Origin of the sequence: uncultured Zhongshania sp. (assembly GCF_963975605.1) — a bacterium.
Taxonomy (GTDB): Bacteria; Pseudomonadota; Gammaproteobacteria; order Pseudomonadales; family Spongiibacteraceae; genus Spongiibacter; species Spongiibacter aquimaris.
The window spans coordinates 12,836-31,408 of record NZ_CAXBHN010000010.1 but is presented as its reverse complement, the minus strand read 5'-3'; the positions used below and the strand labels follow the sequence as shown (position 1 = coordinate 31,408).

The following is an 18,573-nucleotide window of genomic DNA, read 5'->3' as shown; positions in this document are numbered from 1 at the left end:
TTGTGATTATAATGTGATTTTGTGCCGCGTTTAGCGCCCGCAATTTAGCAAAACTAGTGCTAGGCTATAGCTTAGTAATGCCCTGAGAACCGCTGTGGTCAGTATCGACCCGTCGCCGCAGTGCTAGAATAATTATGGGAGCACCACCGATGTTGTATATATCCAGAGCCTTAGTTGCGCTCAGTATCACTTTCTTATTGGCGGCCTGTGGCGGTGATTCCGTATCTACCACCCCACGCTCTAACCCGACGCTTGCGGCGTGTTCTGACAACCGCGATAACGACGGTGACAATTTGATCGACTTTCCCGCCGACCCCGGTTGCATTAGCGCCAGCGACACCGACGAAACGGATCCTGCCCCATTGGCGCAATGCGCTGACGGTACCGACAATGATCTAGACGGCAAAATTGATTTGGCCGACCCCGGTTGCGCGAACATTAGCGACAATGACGAAACCGATCCGGTCACCGCAAGCCAATGTTCTGACGGCATAGACAATGACGTAGATGGCAAGATTGATTTAGCCGATCCCGGCTGCGCTAGCCCCAGTGACAACGACGAAACTGATCCGGTGACACCGCCGCAATGCTCTGATGGGGTGGACAATGACTTCGATGGCAAAGTTGATTCGGCTGACCCCGGTTGCGATAGCGTAGGCGATAATGACGAAACCGATCCGGTGCCAGCAGCGCTGTGTGCCGACGGCATCGATAATGACTTGGATGGTAAAATCGATTTAGCCGACCCCGGCTGTGATGGCGTGGCTGACAATGACGAAACCGATCCAGTGCCAGCAGCGCTGTGTGCCGACGGCATCGACAATGACTCAGATGGCAAAATTGACTTAGCCGACCCAGGCTGTGACAGCGCGGCAGATAACGATGAAACAGATCCAGTGCCAGCAGCGCAATGTGCGGACGGCATCGACAATGACTCAGATGGCAAAATTGACTTAGCCGACCCAGGCTGCGACAGCGCGGCAGATAACGATGAAACCGATCCGGTAGCACCAGCTCAGTGTGCCGACGGCATCGACAATGATCTAGATGGCAAAATTGACTTGGCCGACGACGGATGTGTCGACGCCGCTGACGACAATGAAGACAACCGCCTTAGCCGTTACGATTTGAGCAATGCCTGCTGGGCGATTAAAGACAACGCCAGTGGTCAGTATCTCGCCTCTGATGGTGAGGGTTATCGCGCCTCGGCGGCCGACGTGGCTGGGGCAGAACCGTTTTACTTGAAGCCCACGGCATTGGGTAAATACATGATTTACAGTGCTAGCCGAGAGCTAGTGGCCGCCGCTGGCAATGGCAATCTAGCGAATGTGGCTATTGCAGCGGCGACTGATAACGCCGAGTGGACGGTATTAGCGGTGGGAGATGCAACGGATTACCCCGCAACACCGGCCATTAATGTTGAACCCAGCGCAGAACAAGTGACCTTGTGGCAAGAATTCCAGGACCCGCTGGTCCGTTCAAATGCTTTCACGATTGGCTCTGATGTTACCGCAAGCGAACTGATAGTCGATGGCAGCGGCGCGGCGAAAACCGCCGCCAATGCCGATGGCAATCTCGATAGTTTTAGTTTTGAAACCACTAGCGGCTGCGCTAACTTCCCTGAGGCGCAGAGTAATTTTAGCGGCGAACCCTTCAAAGGCACACAACCAGATGGTAGCGTGCTGGGCCATGCCGATGCCCATGTTCATATCAGCGCAACTGAATTTTTAGGCGGTGGCCACTGGGGGCATCCCTTCCATAAATTCGGTGTAGAGCACGCCTTGGGCAACTGCGATGGCGCTCACGGCGAGACCGGTCATTTAGATCTGATCGGCGGTCTGTTCACCCAGGACGTTGATGGTCATGCCACTGACGGCTATCCAAGCTTTACTGATTGGCCATCGCGGGACAATCTTACCCACGAAGCCATTTACTGGAAGTGGATAGAGCGCGCTTGGGCGGGCGGATTACGAGTGATCGTCAACGACTTGGTCGACAATGAAACGCTCTGTGAGCTTCAGCGTAACGTGACCTCCGATCCTCTGCGCGACTGTAATTCAATGAACAATGCGGGTCGTCAGGCAGGCACTATGTACGCGATGGAAAACTACATCGACGCGCAATACGGTGGCCCCGGCAAAGGCTTTTTCCAGATAGTGCACACGCCGAGTAAGGCGCGCAGCGTTATCGAAGACGGCAAAATCGCCGTGGTGTTGGGCATAGAAATTTCCAATTTGTTTGATTGCAAAGTCAAGTACAACCCGCTGCGTCAGTTGGGGCCAGAAGAGGAACCTTCGGATAATAGCGGTTTCTTGGAGAACAAGTACAACTGCACCACGGAAGAGGGCAAGCCCAACTCGATTCTTACCCAGATGCAGCGGATTAAAGACTGGGGTGTACGGCAGATTATTTCCATCCACGAATTTGACAATGCCTTTGGCGGTAACGGTATTTTCGATGGCCTCATTCTTAACCTAGGTAACCGCGAAAATAGCGGCGGTGTTCCCTCGGGCGACATCGCTGGATTGCTAGACCTGTTTTCGGGTCAGCCCAACCAGGCCCAGTTTGAGTCATTGATAGCCAATCTGCCGAATACGGAGCTGCCTACCGGCGAATGGTGGACAACCTATAACTGTCCGATTGAGGGCGTAACACCCGGCTTTAGTGGTTATCTGTGGAGCAGCTCCGGCGGCGCTATTCAAAGCTACTTGCCCCAGCCTCCATGTATTCCCACCGGTCAGGGAGGGCGTTCCGGTGGTTCTACGCCCTGCTATCCGGCGGACATAAATCAGTGTAATGCGCGCTGGATGACGCCGGCAGGCCTGTATACCTACAGTAAAATGATGGAATTGGGATTCCTGTTTGACTGGGATCACATGGAAATGGGCATGAAAACCCAGGCCCTAGAACTGGCTGAAGCGCAGACGCCGGCTTACCCCTTTGTCTCGACTCACGGCACGTTTGGTGGCACCACTATAGATCAGGCGACGCGGATGCTGGCTAACGGCGGCTTCCTATATCCCAGCAACGGGTCAAGTGGCGGTTTCCGCAGGGATATGGACGAAACCGCTGGCATATACACCGCGGCAATGGCGCTGCGTGCAACCAAAGGGTTGGAGCCACTACTATTCGGCTTTGGCTACGGCACCGACACCAATGGTCTGTCGGCGCAGAGTGGCCCGCGCAACAACCCTGAAAATCCCATTACCTATCCGTTCACCCTGTTTGATGGCGAGCCGTTCATTAGTTTGACTGGGTTTGCCAATGTGCAGCCAGTTGTCTTTTCGCAACCCACCAGTGCCAATGTCGACGGCGAAGTGGTGCGCACGTGGCATGAAGACGTGGACGGCAATGCGCACTACGGTATGCTCGCCGACTTTGTTGAAGAGGTGGTAATTGATAGTGATAAGCCTGCACAGCAGACCAAGCACCTGTTTAACTCTGCCGAGGCTTATCTGCGGACGTGGGAGCTCACCGAAGCATCTAGTGCGGCTATACAAGGACGAGGCGGCGTGATTAATCCCGGCGGCATATTGCGGCCGGCACCACCGGAAGGTAGTTTCGCGCCTTAAATACGCTTTTCTTTTTGTAAGCCCAGACATGTCTGGGCTTTTTTATGCCTGTGCTTTATCAGGTTTGTCGTGCGTCAGTGGGGTAGCGATAGAATCCACAAGCCGCTGGTGGTCAGGCCGACCATTAGCGCCAGCATCGGTAGCTGGCTCAGAATGACTTTCCGTTCACTTTCAAACAAACGCTGCGCGAGGCGGTGTGCCACCAGTGCGCCGAGAACGTGGCCAATTAAAATACTGCCTAATTGAACATGCCAAACGGTATTCGCATCCGGAATAAACTGGCGCTGCAGCCAGTTGGCGGTGCCGAAAATATTGTCGCCGCGACCTAGCGGGTCTGATATCAGGCTAATAATTTTGATGCCTTGAGTTTGAATAAGGGTGTAGTAATGCGCTGTGTGGTATGCCAGTGCAATGGGTAGCAGTGACGGCGCAAAACCCAATGCCAGTTCGGTGATGCTGTGCGAACTATTCGCCAGCCACTTGCCCAGCTGCAGGCTTAATAAATAGGCGAGCAAATACAGCGTCACAGACGCAAACAACCAGAATCCTTGCCAGTAAACAAACCATTGGCGCATTTGTGGAAACGCCGCCAAGGGATTGCTGCTGCTGAAATCGCGTAGCAGATTTTGATACAAATCTAGCCAGAACCATTGCTTCCATAGTGTGGTTTCATGCAGACCGTCGAAGGCGGTAGACGACAGCATAAATAAAATAAAGATCAGCAAACTCCAATGGCCTACTCGCAAGTCGGTTAAGTGCGCCAGCGGCCAGCGCAGCTGTAGCTTGCCGGGCTCAGCATGTTTTGTAGCTTGCCCTCGGTCAGTTGCAATATAGTCCAGTGGCGAAAGTCGCGAGAGGAGAGCAAATAAGACGCTGAATATTTCGCCGTAGCGAAACCAGTTGCGGCTACCGAAAATGGCGACCGCCACAAGGTTTAATAGGCTATAAGCCAGCAGCGTAATAGAAAGTGAATAGGGCATACTGGCGCCGAGAAGCTCAAGCCAAATGAGCACGCCATAAAGCAAAAGCGCCGGCCAATAGCCTAGCCATGAAGGCCATTTGACGCGGGCACGATCAAAGGCCCTGCAGAAGCGGTTGATGGCGGCGCTTATGCAATACCAGGGATTGATGACTGAATAAATATTGCCAAACAGCGCACTGCCATAGCTGGCGCCGAGTAAAAAAACAATCCAAAAAAAAGTCATATTGAAATTGCCATAGGGGCTGCGAACGCCCCATAGGCCACTAACAATGCAGAGTAACAGCGCGCCAACGCTAAGAGATTGCGCCAGGGTTTTCAGGTGTAGTTTGCGTATCAATCTGACCGAGCGATGTTGGCTTAGATCGCGGCCTGTGCTTGTTGCGGGTAATGCGTTTCCGGCGCTAAGGGCAATAAGTAAAAAAGACAGAATAAGTGCAGCGGCGCTGCCCCAACCATAGAGCCAGAAGGGCATCGGCAAGGTGAAGACCTCACCGAAGCTGTGCGCCAGCGCAGGGCTGGGAATCAATGCAATACCAAGCGCCGCTCCAAAGGCGAAGTGCCGGCGTTTAGGTAATTGCATGAGAGAACATGTCGGCATAGTAAATACTGAGTTCGCTGCGAGGGCCTTATTCTAATATTTATTGGCGTCGCCAACATCGTCGCCCGAGGCGTAACTTGAACGACGAGTGGGGCAGATATCCAACCCAGATAGTCGGGTAACGGAGAGGCTATTGCAAGCGCGTTTCACGTCTTGGATATTGGTTCAGCGAAAGCGCTGGAATGCTTAGCGTTTACCTCAGCCTATTACGCCATCCACGCCGGTGATAATTAAGCCAAGCCCCATTGCCCAAATAGCGCAGGCAAGAATATCAAAGATTAAATACCGCCACGCAGAAAAACCGCTGATGCCAGTCAACAGTGGAACAATACTGCGGATGGCCGTTAACAAGCGACCAATAAGTATCGCTCCCCAGCCATAGCGCTGTATTAGATTCTCTGCTTTGTGCAATTTAGAAGCGTAACGCAGCGCAAAGCCCGATTCGTGAAATTTAGGGCCGGCGAGCTTTCCCAGGTGATAACCGGCATTGTCCGCAAGCAAGGCGCCCATAAACGCGGCGGACATAATCTCTGGAATAGTCGCAATGCCCTGTGAGTAAATAAATGTCGTGACGACCACAAGCACCGCGCCGGGAACAAACAGCCCCACTAAGACAGTGGCCTCGCAGAGCGCATTTAGGAACACAATAGCGAGGGCATACTGCGGGTTGTTTAATAGCGCCGAGGTGAGGGTGTCTGTCATGGTTTTAGCAATACACTCATTTTTATAGATCCGTTAGTCGGCTGGCCAATACTGAATAAATTTTACGGTATGCGGTTTCAGTACATTAGCAGAGAATCGCGCTGCGACGTTATTCGCGCCCCATCGGCCTGCGGCGACAACTCTCTGAATGTCTTGTCTATTACGTGAATATCTGGGAATGGGTTTTTCGCGGCGAGATTTTAGTTGCTTGCGCGAAGCTACGTTTGCATAAAAATAATCTTTTTATTCCGTGTAGCGTTGAGATGCGACGCGATTTTATTCGAACACGATTTATGGGATGTTCATCATGGCAGTTGCCGCGCTTAGCAACTATCTTTATGAGGTTGCACATTCTGTGTGCCACGAGCAATCCGAGTGTCTATGAGGTGTGCTATGAAAAGTCGTCCGCTTGTCGGCCAACGCTTGGCCCGATTTATCGGCGTGCTAACGTCGTTAATATTACTGACATCGCTTGCCAGCTGCGGCGGCGGGAGTGGCGCAGGTGGTGCGGCGTTAGCGCCGATTGTGGTCAACAGTTTGGTGGACGAGGCATCGCCCTCTGGCGACACGGTAACGCTGCGCTCCGCCATTGCGTCGGCGTCGTCGGGGCAGCGGATCACCTTTGATCCGAGTCTCGATGGGGGCACCATCGATCTCACTATTGTCGGCGAAGCGCACACGGTGCTGACCGGCGAAGTCATGGGCTTTGATACGCCGAACAACATCTCTTTTCTGGTCGGCTATTTCGACCGGGATTACGGGCGATCAGCACTTTTCGCCACAAAGAACCTCTTCATTGATGCCTCGGATCTCGCCAGTGGCATTACGCTCAACTGGAGTGGTGTCGAGCCTGCGCGGGTTCTCGCGGTAGATGGCGATCTCACCTTGAATAATGTTGCCATTACCGGTGGCAACAGCGTGTTTGATGCTGCGGCGGATATTGGTCAGCACCCCGACGACGATCAGACCTCGACACTGGCGCGGGGCGCGGGTGTCGCGGTTTGGGGCGTTGCCAGGCTTAGCGATTGCACCATTTACGACAATCATGCGCTGGGTGATAGCCAAGATACCTCTCGCGATGGCGGGGCGTATGGCGGCGGGGTCTATGCCGATACCGTGGTAATGGAAAATTGCATCGTCAGCGGCAATACCGTGGCCGGCGGTGGCGCGGCCGGGGGTGGGGTGTTTGTCGTCGGCGGGCGCGATACCGGGCTCAGCGTATCGTCGATCAGCCAGTCGGCAGTCACGGAGAATCGCATTGCGGGGCTGTTTGCCTACGGTGGCGGCGTGTATTCAGACGGCGGCGGAATCGGGCTGTCGACCAGAATCCATGTCAGTAACAGCACCATTGCAAGGAATGTGGTTGAGCCACCGTTGCTTCCCGCTTTTTTGTTTAGCCTGCTGGATATTGGCTACTGGCGCGGCGGCGGCTTGTATATGTCCAATGGCTGTATGCAGGTTCGGGGCAGTACCGTTGTTGAAAATCAGGTGTACGGAAAACCGCGCAATACCGAGATCGACAAACCGAATTTGGCTGGGGGTATTGCCGCAACGATCGGCAACGCTCACGCCGTGGAAGATATGATCATTGGGCAATCCATTGTGGTCGGCAACACCGTTCACGAGATTGGTGGCATCGAAGCGGGTGGCTATACCATATCGCGTACCTATCCCCACGATATTTTTAGCGGCTCAGTTTTCGAGTTCCGAAGTCTTGGCTATAACCGCATTGGCGTTATCGATTTCAGCCAGATACTTGTGCCCATTGGCGAGCCCGGCTGGGCATCGCTGTTGCGCAAGCACTATCCGCAAACGAATGACCTGGATGGTGTGGTCGGCGCTGACGTACTGGGTGGCGAGACGCACTCCACCTTTATTCCATCCGCCGGCGTTGAGGCCGATCCGTTTGCTGTGCTGCACTATGCGCCGGTGGGCACTGCGCTAGACCAAGTTCCGGCCGAGGACTATGTGCTCACCGAAGTGCTTGGTGACCTCGATGGCCCAGAGAATGAAGGGATGAACCCGCTGCTATTGCCGCTTGTGTTAGATCGTATTGAGGCGAGCTATGCGCAAGTTGGGTTTGCCAGTGAGTTCAGAACTTACTTTGAGACCTACCTGGCGGATATCGATCCCGATACTGAGGGCGCGCAGCAGTATCGTAATTGTGATGAGGTGCTTATAGAAACTCTTGAGCAAGCGTTCTGGTGTGGTCCTTCCCAGACGTGGCCCCAGGAGGAATACAATTTTGCCTATATCGAGTTTTGGCATCGCCTCGATAGGGCACTTGCCGGTGACATCGCGGACGTTAATGTAGACCAGATTAGTGATCTGGGCCCGGCGACTTTGAATGATCAAGTCTGGACCGAACTCGTGGGTCCCAGCGGCGGCAGTTTCGATGGCATCACCGTGCGTCTCACCGAGCGGTTTAGCAACGTCATTATGTTAGGAGGTGACCAGCTCGGTAATACAAGGCCAGCGAATGCGCTCAGCGATATTGGCGCAATTGAAGTGGATAATTAGCAGCGGCAGCTGCGGGCAAAGCCGAAAGTGGGCGTTTGAGTAGGATAAGTGCGGATCTCACTGCCGCACTTATCCATCCAATAGTCTTAACGCGCGGGCAGCAATAATTTACCGGTGCGTATTCTTTGCGGGTGGTTGCCTACCGGCACGGTGGCCACTTGCTCAGCCGTCTCAAAGTCGATGACGACAACGGTATCCTGTTCGCTGCTCGACACGTAGCAGTGCTTGCCGTCTTCGCTTTCAGTGGACCAGTAAGGCTTGGAGCCCAGCGGCTCTTCTGACAGTGTAACAATGGTGTATTCGAAACTTTCCCGATCCACAATGGCCGCATAGCCAGACATAGTGGCGGCAACACATAGCTTTGTGCCTGCGTGGTTGAGTGCCAACCCGTGGTGGGCGGAATTAAGCTGGTATTGTCGCAGGGGCATCGCCTGAATTTGTGGCGGTACCGGCAATTCAAGGTGACGAGTGATGCGGTGTTCTTTCAGATCGTATTCGAAGAATCCGTGATAGAAGGAAATTTGCATATAGGCGTAGCTTTCATCCGGCATGATCGCCATGGGGCGCACCGCAGAATCTACCCAGTCCATGCCGTACTCCTCTAGCTTTTCGCGCATGTCCACGGTTTTGAGTACGTCGTAGGTGTTGGCGTCGGCAATGACAAAACGACGTTCGCCCTTGAGTCCATCTAGCCAGTCGGCTGTTGTGGGTACGAACACACGGCCAATAGAGGCGTGGTAAATGCGTTGGCCGTCTTTGGAGTAGTTACTTTCGTGAGGCTGGTCGCCGGGGTAAAAGTTATCGACGATGTCGCCGGTGGCGGTATCAATGGCATGAACGACGCCACCGGTAGACGCAGAAATCAAAAAGATCTTGCCGTCTGGCGAGAGTGCAGCGTGGTCAGAGCGAACGCCTTTCACCTTGGTGCGCCACGCGATTTTCCCGGTCGTGACGTCCAGTGCGATGGCATCGGCGAAACTTGGGCGAGACACAAATAGATAACGGCCATCTTTTGAGGGGAAAAGGTCGTCTACCAACTGGTCGTTACCTTCGCCGATTACGGTGCGAATAAAACGCGCTGCGATGCGTCGATAGAGGCTGTCGTTAATCTCGGCAAAGCGCTCCTCTATATCCGGTACCAAGTTGTAGCGCGCTAAAATCGCAAAGGATTCGGGGTCGAATACCTCGGCGGTGCCGTCCCAATTGCTGCCCACCACAACGGCGCTTTGCAGCTCTGCTGCAGCGCGGTCAACTGGAGTATTAGCCACAAGTGCAGGGCCGACTGGTGTCAGCGGGCGACTAATAAGAAACAAGCCGATGGCAAACGCCAGCAGTAATAACAGCAGTACAGTCTTGGTCAGTCGCATTGCCACTCCCTCTATTAAGCAATGGGCGCGTAGATCGCGCCTGAATGTTAGCGATGATAACAAATCTGCAGGTATAAGTTTGTCAAATAGGTTACGGTTTGTTTTTTCCTTTTCGTTCGGCCCTACTCGGCGTTCGCACATAAACACCCCTAACTGCGCAGGATACCTAAATGCTTGGTATAGCGGCGTCTTGCGGGAAGATCTAGTTGCTGAAAATAGTGGTGCGAACGATGGACATCAAAAATCGTTGTGGGCGAATACGTCAAGATGCTAATTAGGCGCCTAAGGCGCGCCAGAGCGCTTGCCGAGCATTATTTAGAGGCGGACACCGTCTCCCCAACTCCCCCAACCGTCATCCTCAACTCGATTGAGGATCCACAAACCTCGGGCTCTGAGCGCCGCCATACGTCGCTGAAACCAAAGGCATTCGCTTACGCTGTACCACCGTATTTCGCTGAAACCAAAGGCATTCGCTTACGGCTCATCTGGATCCCCGATCGGGGTCGGGGATGACGAGAAATTGTGCGGTCACCCTCTACTCCCCCAACCGTCATCCTCAACTCGATTGAAGATCCACATACCTCGGACTCGGGGTACCACCGTATTTCGCTGAAACCAAAGGCATTCGCTCTCGCTCATCTGGATACCCGATCGGGGTCGGGGATGACGAGAAATTGTGCGGTCACCCTCTACTCCCCCAACCGTCATCCTCAACTCGATTGAAGATCCACATACCTCGGACTCGGGGTACCACCGTATTTCGCTGAAACCAAAGGCATTTGCTCCCGCTCATCTGGATCCCTGAGCGTGTGTTTTAGGCAGTGAACGTTCTAGGCAGCAAGTCGAAGCTGAAGTGGAGCGACAACTTTTGCTCTTGGGTGAGCGACTATTTCAGGGAAGGAGTTTTAACAAGTGATGAGGATTTCGCTTGGTAGATGAGAGGTAGATCTCCTTTTAAACCTGCTGGTGCTGGTGTTTAATGTGGAGAAAGTTGTGTTCTGTAAGAAAGAATAACGGGTGCTGCGGTATATTCGGCTTTGTTGCTCAGGGCATGTCATACACTATTATAAAACCCAGATTAGTATTAGCTATTTATAGCTTTCGAGCGCTATTACTATTCGAGGTTTGTATCGGGAAAAGCATATGCTCATTCAAAAGAAGCTTTATTTTGTCGTTATTTTTTTACTGATCATGTTGTCCGGGTGCGAGACCTACAGGGCGAATGTTGAAGCTGACGCTATTATAGGAAATCAGCTTGAAATTCTAGATAGCTATAAAGGCTCGCCATATGTCAAAGGCTACGATAATAAGCCAAGCCAGCCATACCAAAATAACGCGATGACAACGGCAATCATTTATCGAAATCTTGGGGCAGTTAAAAAGTTAGTGTCTTTCGGGGCAAATAGGTCAACGTCTATTGATTATTACTATAGTGGCGATCCAAGTGCGGAATTTAGTTATTTTGATCCCCGCTTTATTAGGAGTATGTCAGTGCCTGCGGTTGATCTGGCGTGCATTGTTTTTGATCTTGAAATTGTTGATTATTTATTATCAAAATTTCCTGACGAAAAGCCCAACTACTCACGATGTATGTATATGGCTTTCTCGAATGTTATCGCGCGCTCCGGAAAAGAGATGGCTGCGACTGTTTCTGATATAACAAGCCCTTACTTACCCTCTACTAGTAAAAATGAAGAACTAAATTATATTTCCGCGTTGGTAGAGCGAGGTGCAGATGTCAATGTGTTCATTTCGAAGAATATCAGGGCTGCGAGTGGAATTCCTGAGGATATAACTCCAGGGAATATACAGAATTATCAAGCATCTTTGCAGGAGGGGTATAACTGGACTTTTTTTAAGAACTTAGTTGAGAATGGTTTGGATCCTGATTCTCTTAAGCCTTGGGTTGTTAGTGCAATTTCATCTGGGGGTAAAAGGTTGGATGAGGCGGTGATTTATCTCATCGAAAATGGCCTAAATCCAAATCTTAAAGGTGACTATCCCTTGAGTGATGGGATTTATCGAGAGAATGGCGGGAGTGTAAGGGTAGTTTATAAAGATATTAGTATTTTACATCTTGCTGCGTTTTACAGTCGAGGCCCTATCTATAAGCGACTCATTGAGGTGGGTGCGAATAGGGGGGCGCTTGATGGGCAGGGGCGCATACCAAAAGACTATCTTAATTTTTTTATAAATAACTATGTTGCAAATAGGGGGAATCGAGAGGCTGAGGTGAAACGTTACGAAGAGGAGGCGCGGATCCAGGATGAAAAAAATGCAAGTAAAAATAGTGGTGGATTTGCAAAAGCTCTTGCGCTCGGTATCGGTGCGGTAGCGATTGGCAGCCTTGATGTTGATTCGGAAACGGCGATTCAAGCCATGGGGGCCGTGTCGGCTGATATTTTGTCTGATGGAAAAAGCTCAAATACATCTGATCTCTACCAGAACGGATCATCGGTTCAGGCTAATCGAGATAGCATCATTAATTACTACGCAACTGAATCAAAAAGAAGTTGGCCAGCGGCTAAATTTGAAAATTGCGGTGATGAGTTTACGCCGGTTATAGAATTGGAAAAACAGTACAGGAATGAGTGTAAGGCCCGCTATGGTAGCTCTGAATCAATCGCGAAACAGTGCGCGGTTCAAGGCTCTGCAAAGGCTACAGATGTATTTATCCAAAAGTATGGTGCCTGGTTTGGCCGTCAATGCACCGATGTGCCAAGTGGGATTTCATCTGGCAAACATGACTATGAGAAGTAGAGAAAAGGCAGTGGCGACTTTTTTAATAGGCGATGTTATTTGCGGCCGCTGGCGGCCTCTCACACAAAAATAGAAAACAGCATTTGAGGGTTAAAGCTACTCAGCGGCGCGAATTTTATTCAGTGCCGGGTCGTTCGGCGTGTTTAACACACAGTAGGTTCCCGCTTCATTGTAGATCTGTGGAATACAGGCATTGCAGTTAGTGCAGCCTGACGCGGAGATCTCGCCACTTTTTAATTTGTTCACTAGTGCGGCGTCGTGCAGCAGTACTCTAGCCATGACTACTGCATCAAAACCATCTGCCATGGCCTGTTCGATATTCGCCAGGCTTTTAATCCCGCCCAGATAGGCAAGCGGCATTTTTACCGCCTCTCTAACCTTGAGGGAGTAATCCCGAAAATACATCTCTTTGAATTTTAGGTCTTTGGGTGTTCCCATCGCGGCGGCTTTCATTAACAGGCGCTGCAAGGGTTTGTACTTAAACACCTCAGCAAAGGCCTCTTGATTCATTGGGCTGCCAAACATAAACCACGTGGATTCCACATTGCGGCCACCGGAAAGTACCAGCAAATCCGCTCCCGCCTCTTCCAGTACCTTCGCGGTAACCGCTGCGTCTTCGGCGTTCGAACCGCGCCTCACACCATCGGCGACATTGATTTTGGCGATAACCGCGAGTTTGTCACCTACCGCTTGTTTAACAGCGCTAAGCACGCGGGCAGGAAAGCGCGCGCGATTTGCGGCATTACCACCGTACTCGTCACTGCGTTTGTTACTTAGCGGCGAAATAAATTGGTTCAGCAAGTAGCCGTGCCCCATGTGTATTTCTACCGCGTCAAAGCCGGCGCGTTCGGCGAATTTTGCACCCTCTGCAAATTCATTGATCACTCGGCTCATATCGTCTTCGTTCATGGCCCGTTGCCAGATATTACCGTGGAATAGGCCTGCGACATTTAATCCGCTAGATGCGCTGATGGTGGGCCGAGGAATCCAGATACTGGTAACAAACGAGCCGCCATGGGTTATTTGCAAAGACGCCTTGCCACCCTCCGCATGTATGGCGTCAGTGATCGCCTTTAGGTGAGGTATCACCTCGTCGCGCAGCCAAAGTTGGTCAGGCAACGTGCGGCCAATCTTGGCTACTGCGGCATAGGCTAAGGTGGTTAAGCCCACGCCACCCGCCGCCAGTTCGCGATGGTGTTTGAGCAAGGCTTTGGTCGGGAAGCCTTTGCGGTACATATTTTCATTGGCACCAGACTTGATAAAACGGTTTGCCAACGTAATTGGGCCGACAGTGAGAGGGCTAAACGCAGATTGGGGTGCTGGCATAATCAGGCTCTTTTGATGTTTATTTTATGTGAGATCGAAGTCAGCGTACGCGCTGAGCACTTATAAACGCCGGAATCAAAATTGAGCTCGCAAAAATAAACGAAGATCAACGTATCCTTGGGCGCCTGCTATCTAATGGTGGCAATGAGACTAGGATAGCCGCTATCGCAGAGATAGTGATCACCTGTATGGAGGAGGGATGTGAATTGGCAGTGTCGCTAGGGGGTAGTTACGCTGCTTTTATACTTCTGCGTATATCTTAGGTGGATGGAAATTAGTTTAGCCATTCAATGCCGCCTAGCACAAACAAGCTTGTGTTTGCGCTAGGCGGCACCACTGGCTCAGTTGTCGTATTCTTTAATGATATCTTCGTAGTTGCGGATGCGTTGTACGTAGCGCACCGGCTCTAAGCCCCGTGCGTATCCGTATTTTAAATCTTTGTAGTAACGCTTGTCCGACAGCATGGGCAGGACTTCTCTAAGATCAGACCACTTTTTGGGGTCTTTGCCGAGTTTCCGCGCTAAGGTCTGAGCATCGTGCATATGCGCTCGACCTATATTGTAGGCAGCCAATGCCATATAGGTGCGATCTGGTTCGGGAATCGCCTCGTCAAATTTTTCTCGCATCTGATCCAGATACAGGGCGCCAGCCGGAATGGCTTCCTTGGGGTTTAGACGATCTTTTACGCCCAAAGATTTTGCGGTGTTTTGAGTCAGCATCATTATGCCTCTTACCCCGGTGGGGCTTTTGGCTTGGGCATCCCAATGTGATTCCTGATAGGCCTGCGCGGCCATTAGCGATTCATCGATATTGTGCGTCTTAGCCGCTTTGGCAAAGATCGACTCATACTTAGGCAGCCGGTCTTCAATTCGCTTTGTTAACGTGCGTATATCGACGAAATCAAACTGCTCTATGTAACTGTAATAACGGTTGTGTACTGTCTTGGCGATAGCTTTACCTGCGCTGCTATTCAGCCACGTATCCGCTTCAGATTTGAGTGATTTGCCACTGTTAGGCATCATCCAGGCCTGTGACTTCGGCTTGCTCACGTCTAGTAAAACAATAAGCTCTGGCATGAAGCGGCGATTCACGTCGACAATATTTGAATCTGCTACGGTGCAATCAATTTTGCTATCCCACACTTTTTGCAATAGCGCTTCAGTGCCCGTTTGCGTATTACTTTTCCAACTTAACTGAGGATTGCTAAGTTTAAGGGCCTCTAGTGTTTCTTCGTAGCTACTACCCGCCACTACCTCTATTGAGACCTTGCTAAGCTGCGCTAATGATTTCGCTACATTGCCACCACGTCGACAGACTAACTGCTCAGTAACGCTCTCAATTTGTTTAGTGAAAAGGAACTGTGATTTGCGTTGGTCCGTGATGGTGAGACCAGACGCCGCCATATCGGCTTTTCCGGCTTTCAGCGCGGTTAACGTGTCGTTGATAGTTTCTTCAAGCACAACAACCAGCTTAACCCCAAGGTGCTCGGCAAATGCCTCGGCCATCTGGTATTCCGGCCCAGCCGGATGGTTGTATTTATCTAAGTAGTAAATGGTAGGTGCATTGCGCATCAGCACTCTAAGTTCGCCAGAGGCCTTGATGTCACTGACTGCACGTACTTTACCATTCGCCGTCGAGCCATCGCTGCCACACCCTGCTAAGATCAGGCATGCCAAGGTGGCCAAGGTACTGATGATGAGTTTTTTACGCATAATTAAGCCTTTTTCAGTCCACTACTAATCAGTACGGTAAGTTAGCCGCTTCCGATTATTTTAAAACCACGATCTATTGATGGCATTTATTCTGCCTTCATAGCGCTGTTCTAACTGTAGTGCTGTGGCTCTTAATTTACAAAATTTGAAAAGAATAATGTTGTCGTTTAAACCAAGCTGGAGTGTGAAAGACTCAATGCCTAGCTGCGTAGGCATTGAGCGTAAACTGCGGCACTACTCCCAGATCACCTTCTGCTGCTGTGAGTACCAGCCATCTGTTCGGTCGGCGTAGTGCTTTTCAATGACGTTGCGTTTGATCTTCATAGTCGGCGTGAGGAATTCGTTTTCTATGGTCCACACGTCCTTGACCACAACTAGAAACTGGAGATGTTCGTGGGGGTCTAGCTCGGCGTTAGTTTCTTCCATGGCCTGCATTAGTTCCTGCTCTACGGACTGGCGATCGGCGCCCTTGTCGAGTGCTGCACGCAGGTCTTCAGAGAGCAAAATCAGGGCGTGGGTGGCGGGCTGATTAGCACCGCCGACACAGGCCACTTCCACATTTGAACTTCTGCCAAGGCGGTTCTCGATGGGTACCGGCGCCACGTACTTGCCTTTGGATGTCTTGAACAATTCCTTGATACGACCGGTGATTCTGAGCTTGCCCTGTGCGTCGTACTCACCCATGTCACCGGTCTTGAAGAAGCCGTCGGCGGTGAAGGATTCAGCGGTTTTTTCCGGATCTTTGAAATAGCCCATCATGCCTGCGGGACTCTTGATTACTATCTCTCCGCTGGTTTCAATGCGCGCCTCGACGCCTTCGTTGGGTCGCCCGACGTAGCCGATTTTGGACTCGCCAGGCCGTGTGACGTGTGAGATGCCGAAGTCTTCGGACATGCCATAGCCTTCTAGCAACTCTAGGCCCAGGCTGCGGTACCATTCGACCGTTGTCGGTGGCAGCGGCGCCGAGCCGGTGGCAGCGAAGCGGCAATCCTGAAGGCCGAGCTGGATTAGGATCTTGTGCTTGACCTTCTTGCCGATAATGGGAATGCGGAAAAGGATTCGCTGTTTTTTCTTCGGTATCTTGGCGTCCACCGCGGATTCAAATTTGGTCCACAGTCGTGGCACGGAAAGAAAGCCAGTGGGCCTTGCGCGACGAAGGTCCGCCGGAAACGTTTGCAGGCTTTCTGCAAAAAAGACTTTGAAACCCGCGTAACAGGACGGAATTTCCACGCCCATGCGCTCGTAGATGTGCGCCAGTGGCAGATACGACAGGCAGCGATCGTCCTGGTCGAACCCGAGAATTTTGGAATAGATCTCTCCAACGACACGAAATGTATTGAAGCTATGCATCACGCCTTTGGGCTGGCCAGTGCTACCTGAGGTGTAGACGATGGTGGCCATTTCCTGCGGATCGCGTTCAATATCGCCGGCCAGCGGCGTCTGCGTAGCGCAAAGCGTAGCCTAGTCGGTATAGCCGGTATCGGTGGGCGCCAGCGGCAAAACCACACCGGGTAGATCCTTGGGAATACCGCCGCGCATCATCTCCCAGTCATCAAGTTTACCGATGAACACCAGCCGTGCCTCGCTGTGGTCAAGAATGTAGCGCACAGTTTCGGCATTGAGTGTGGGATACAGCGGTACGGTGACATGACCTGCCATCCAGATCGCCCAGTCGGCCAGCATCCAGTGCGCGCTGTTTTTACCGATCAGAGCAATCTGACTTTTGTCTGGCAGGTTCAAGGACTTTAAATACGCGGCCATGCGTCGCACTTGGTCCATGCACTGTGCCCAAGTCAATTCTTCGACTTCCCCGTTGCCTATGGGCTGCACAAAGTGAACGGCGTTCGGCGCGGTTTTTTCCCAATGATAGAGGCGAGAAAGAATGGAGTTTTGAGTCGCAGTGGTCATCGCAATTGGATCCATATCAAATTGATGTGGCCACCCGAGGATTCCCCGTCATACACGAGGTTGCCGAAGAGCAGCGTTAGTCAAAGCTGTTGAGCAATCTCGCGCCGCGCTTGCGATGCATGCCAGTATTACAGCATTCAATAGAGGCTCGAGCAAGCGGGGCAATATTGAGTTCAGTTAGGCCTCTTCATAGATTATTTTTATGCGCTTTAAAAGGAACCGACAGCTGCGACCACCAGCTGGCTGGAATGGAGTCATTATCGATTCCAAGACGCTCCGGGCCAGATCTTTTCGCATCACGGAATCGGGTACCAAACACCACATCCCAAAACAGGAAGTTGCTACCGTAATTATGATTTGCCTCAGATATCTTCTGCGAATGATGCCAGCGATGCATTTCGCCAACACTGAAGATCCAGGTTAATGGACCTAGTTTAAAGTTGATATTCGCGTGCTGGAACAGGCCAAGTACGGAGTTCGCCAATCCCACCAGTGCCAACACTTCCGCGCTTGCACCGGCCAGTGCCAGCGGCACCGCATTGATGACACCGCGAAACACCACTTCGCCAAAATGGGCTCGCGTTGCATTGAGCCAGTACAACCTTGTTGGATTGTGGTGAATGGCGTGAAAGCGCCAAAGGAAAGGTACTTCGTGAAGCCATCGATGAGGCGAATAGTCGAAAAACTCCACGACTAGGCAGGCCAACATAAACTGAGCGAGCAATGGCCACTCTGAGGGCCATAGACCTATGCCCAAGGCATTCGACAACATGGCGCCGCCCAGCACAACCCCGGCGGCGACCAAGGGCTGCACCAGCGCGTTGATGCCAAAGTAGCTGGGCAGATACAGCAAGTCTGCGCGCAGGTCGCCTTGACTTTGGTTCCACTCTTTACGGTAGGGAAGTAAGCGCTCTAATGTCACCACCAGCACTAGGCTCGTAAATGTTCCGATCCCGGCGACCACGCTCGGCGCGTGGCCGACGTCGATAGCCCATACTGCGCCAAGCAGCACCGCCGCAACCGTCACCGGAAAGACAGACCATGAAATGACATCACGCGCTTTCATTTATTACCCACAGCAGTTCTTATTTTTATACGAGAATACGTTAGTTTGCATGCCGGTTGA

The 18,573-nt window shown here is 51.9% G+C and carries 11 protein-coding genes; 3 read left to right on the top strand and 8 right to left on the bottom strand.

Going from position 1 to position 18,573, the window contains the following annotated elements; all coding sequences use genetic code 11:
• Positions 1–149: 149 nt before the first annotated feature.
• Positions 150–3,572, top strand: coding sequence for a hypothetical protein (locus AAC007_RS10250; protein ID WP_339676498.1), 3,423 nt, complete (start codon positions 150–152; stop codon positions 3,570–3,572).
• 74 nt (positions 3,573–3,646) lie between these two features.
• On the opposite strand, the gene AAC007_RS10245 is transcribed toward AAC007_RS10250, so the two are convergent.
• Together AAC007_RS10245 and AAC007_RS10240 are read right to left on the bottom strand one after the other, a co-directional pair.
• Complete coding sequence (locus tag AAC007_RS10245; RefSeq protein ID WP_339676496.1) at positions 3,647–5,152, bottom strand: hypothetical protein; 1,506 nt, start codon at positions 5,150–5,152, stop codon at positions 3,647–3,649.
• A gap of 198 nt (positions 5,153–5,350) precedes the next feature.
• The gene (locus AAC007_RS10240) at positions 5,351–5,854 is read right to left on the bottom strand and encodes a DedA family protein (protein ID WP_295875129.1); all 504 of its coding nucleotides are present in this window, start codon (positions 5,852–5,854) and stop codon (positions 5,351–5,353) included.
• 393 nt (positions 5,855–6,247) lie between these two features.
• Here AAC007_RS10240 and AAC007_RS10235 point away from each other — a divergent pair, with 393 nt between their 5' ends.
• The gene (locus tag AAC007_RS10235) at positions 6,248–8,374 is read left to right on the top strand and encodes a CSLREA domain-containing protein (RefSeq protein ID WP_339676492.1); all 2,127 of its coding nucleotides are present in this window, start codon (positions 6,248–6,250) and stop codon (positions 8,372–8,374) included.
• 86 nt (positions 8,375–8,460) lie between these two features.
• On the opposite strand, the gene AAC007_RS10230 is transcribed toward AAC007_RS10235, so the two are convergent.
• Positions 8,461–9,741, bottom strand: a complete 1,281-nt coding sequence (locus tag AAC007_RS10230; RefSeq protein WP_339676489.1) for a hypothetical protein — start codon at positions 9,739–9,741, stop codon at positions 8,461–8,463.
• 1,143 nt (positions 9,742–10,884) lie between these two features.
• Here AAC007_RS10230 and AAC007_RS10225 point away from each other — a divergent pair.
• Positions 10,885–12,501 carry a hypothetical protein gene (locus tag AAC007_RS10225; protein ID WP_296434347.1) on the top strand — a complete coding sequence of 539 codons (1,617 nt, stop codon included), beginning with the start codon at positions 10,885–10,887 and terminating at the stop codon, positions 12,499–12,501.
• Between the two features lie 96 nt (positions 12,502–12,597).
• Here AAC007_RS10225 and AAC007_RS10220 read toward each other — a convergent pair whose 3' ends face one another.
• The 5 genes from AAC007_RS10220 to AAC007_RS10200 all read right to left on the bottom strand — a co-directional run bounded on the left by AAC007_RS10220 (position 12,598) and on the right by AAC007_RS10200 (position 18,513).
• On the bottom strand, positions 12,598–13,827 hold the full coding sequence (locus AAC007_RS10220; protein ID WP_339676486.1) for an NADH:flavin oxidoreductase: 1,230 nt from the start codon (positions 13,825–13,827) through the stop codon (positions 12,598–12,600).
• A 341-nt stretch (positions 13,828–14,168) separates the two neighbouring features.
• Positions 14,169–15,539 carry a membrane-bound lytic murein transglycosylase MltF gene (gene mltF / locus AAC007_RS10215; RefSeq protein WP_339676483.1) on the bottom strand — a complete coding sequence of 457 codons (1,371 nt, stop codon included), beginning with the start codon at positions 15,537–15,539 and terminating at the stop codon, positions 14,169–14,171.
• A 234-nt stretch (positions 15,540–15,773) separates the two neighbouring features.
• Positions 15,774–16,961 (bottom strand): AMP-binding protein, encoded by a 1,188-nt coding sequence (locus AAC007_RS10210; protein WP_339676651.1) that lies wholly within the window; start codon positions 16,959–16,961, stop codon positions 15,774–15,776.
• Positions 16,962–17,000: 39 nt separating this feature from the next.
• Complete coding sequence (locus AAC007_RS10205) at positions 17,001–17,462, bottom strand: AMP-binding protein (RefSeq protein WP_339676480.1); 462 nt, start codon at positions 17,460–17,462, stop codon at positions 17,001–17,003.
• A 172-nt stretch (positions 17,463–17,634) separates the two neighbouring features.
• Positions 17,635–18,513 (bottom strand): sterol desaturase family protein, encoded by an 879-nt coding sequence (locus AAC007_RS10200; protein ID WP_339676478.1) that lies wholly within the window; start codon positions 18,511–18,513, stop codon positions 17,635–17,637.
• Positions 18,514–18,573: the final 60 nt, after the last annotated feature.

Bases quoted from the DNA above. Each gene is read 5' to 3' on its own strand.
- AAC007_RS10250 (WP_339676498.1), top strand. From the start codon at position 150: ATGTTGTATATATCCAGAGCCTTAGTTGCGCTCAGTATCACTTTCTTA.
- AAC007_RS10245 (WP_339676496.1), bottom strand. From the start codon at position 5,152: ATGCCGACATGTTCTCTCATGCAATTACCTAAACGCCGGCACTTCGCC.
- AAC007_RS10240 (WP_295875129.1), bottom strand. From the start codon at position 5,854: ATGACAGACACCCTCACCTCGGCGCTATTAAACAACCCGCAGTATGCC.
- AAC007_RS10235 (WP_339676492.1), top strand. From the start codon at position 6,248: ATGAAAAGTCGTCCGCTTGTCGGCCAACGCTTGGCCCGATTTATCGGC.
- AAC007_RS10230 (WP_339676489.1), bottom strand. From the start codon at position 9,741: ATGCGACTGACCAAGACTGTACTGCTGTTATTACTGCTGGCGTTTGCC.
- AAC007_RS10225 (WP_296434347.1), top strand. From the start codon at position 10,885: ATGCTCATTCAAAAGAAGCTTTATTTTGTCGTTATTTTTTTACTGATC.
- AAC007_RS10220 (WP_339676486.1), bottom strand. From the start codon at position 13,827: ATGCCAGCACCCCAATCTGCGTTTAGCCCTCTCACTGTCGGCCCAATT.
- mltF (WP_339676483.1), bottom strand. From the start codon at position 15,539: ATGCGTAAAAAACTCATCATCAGTACCTTGGCCACCTTGGCATGCCTG.
- AAC007_RS10205 (WP_339676480.1), bottom strand. From the start codon at position 17,462: ATGGATCCAATTGCGATGACCACTGCGACTCAAAACTCCATTCTTTCT.
- AAC007_RS10200 (WP_339676478.1), bottom strand. From the start codon at position 18,513: ATGAAAGCGCGTGATGTCATTTCATGGTCTGTCTTTCCGGTGACGGTT.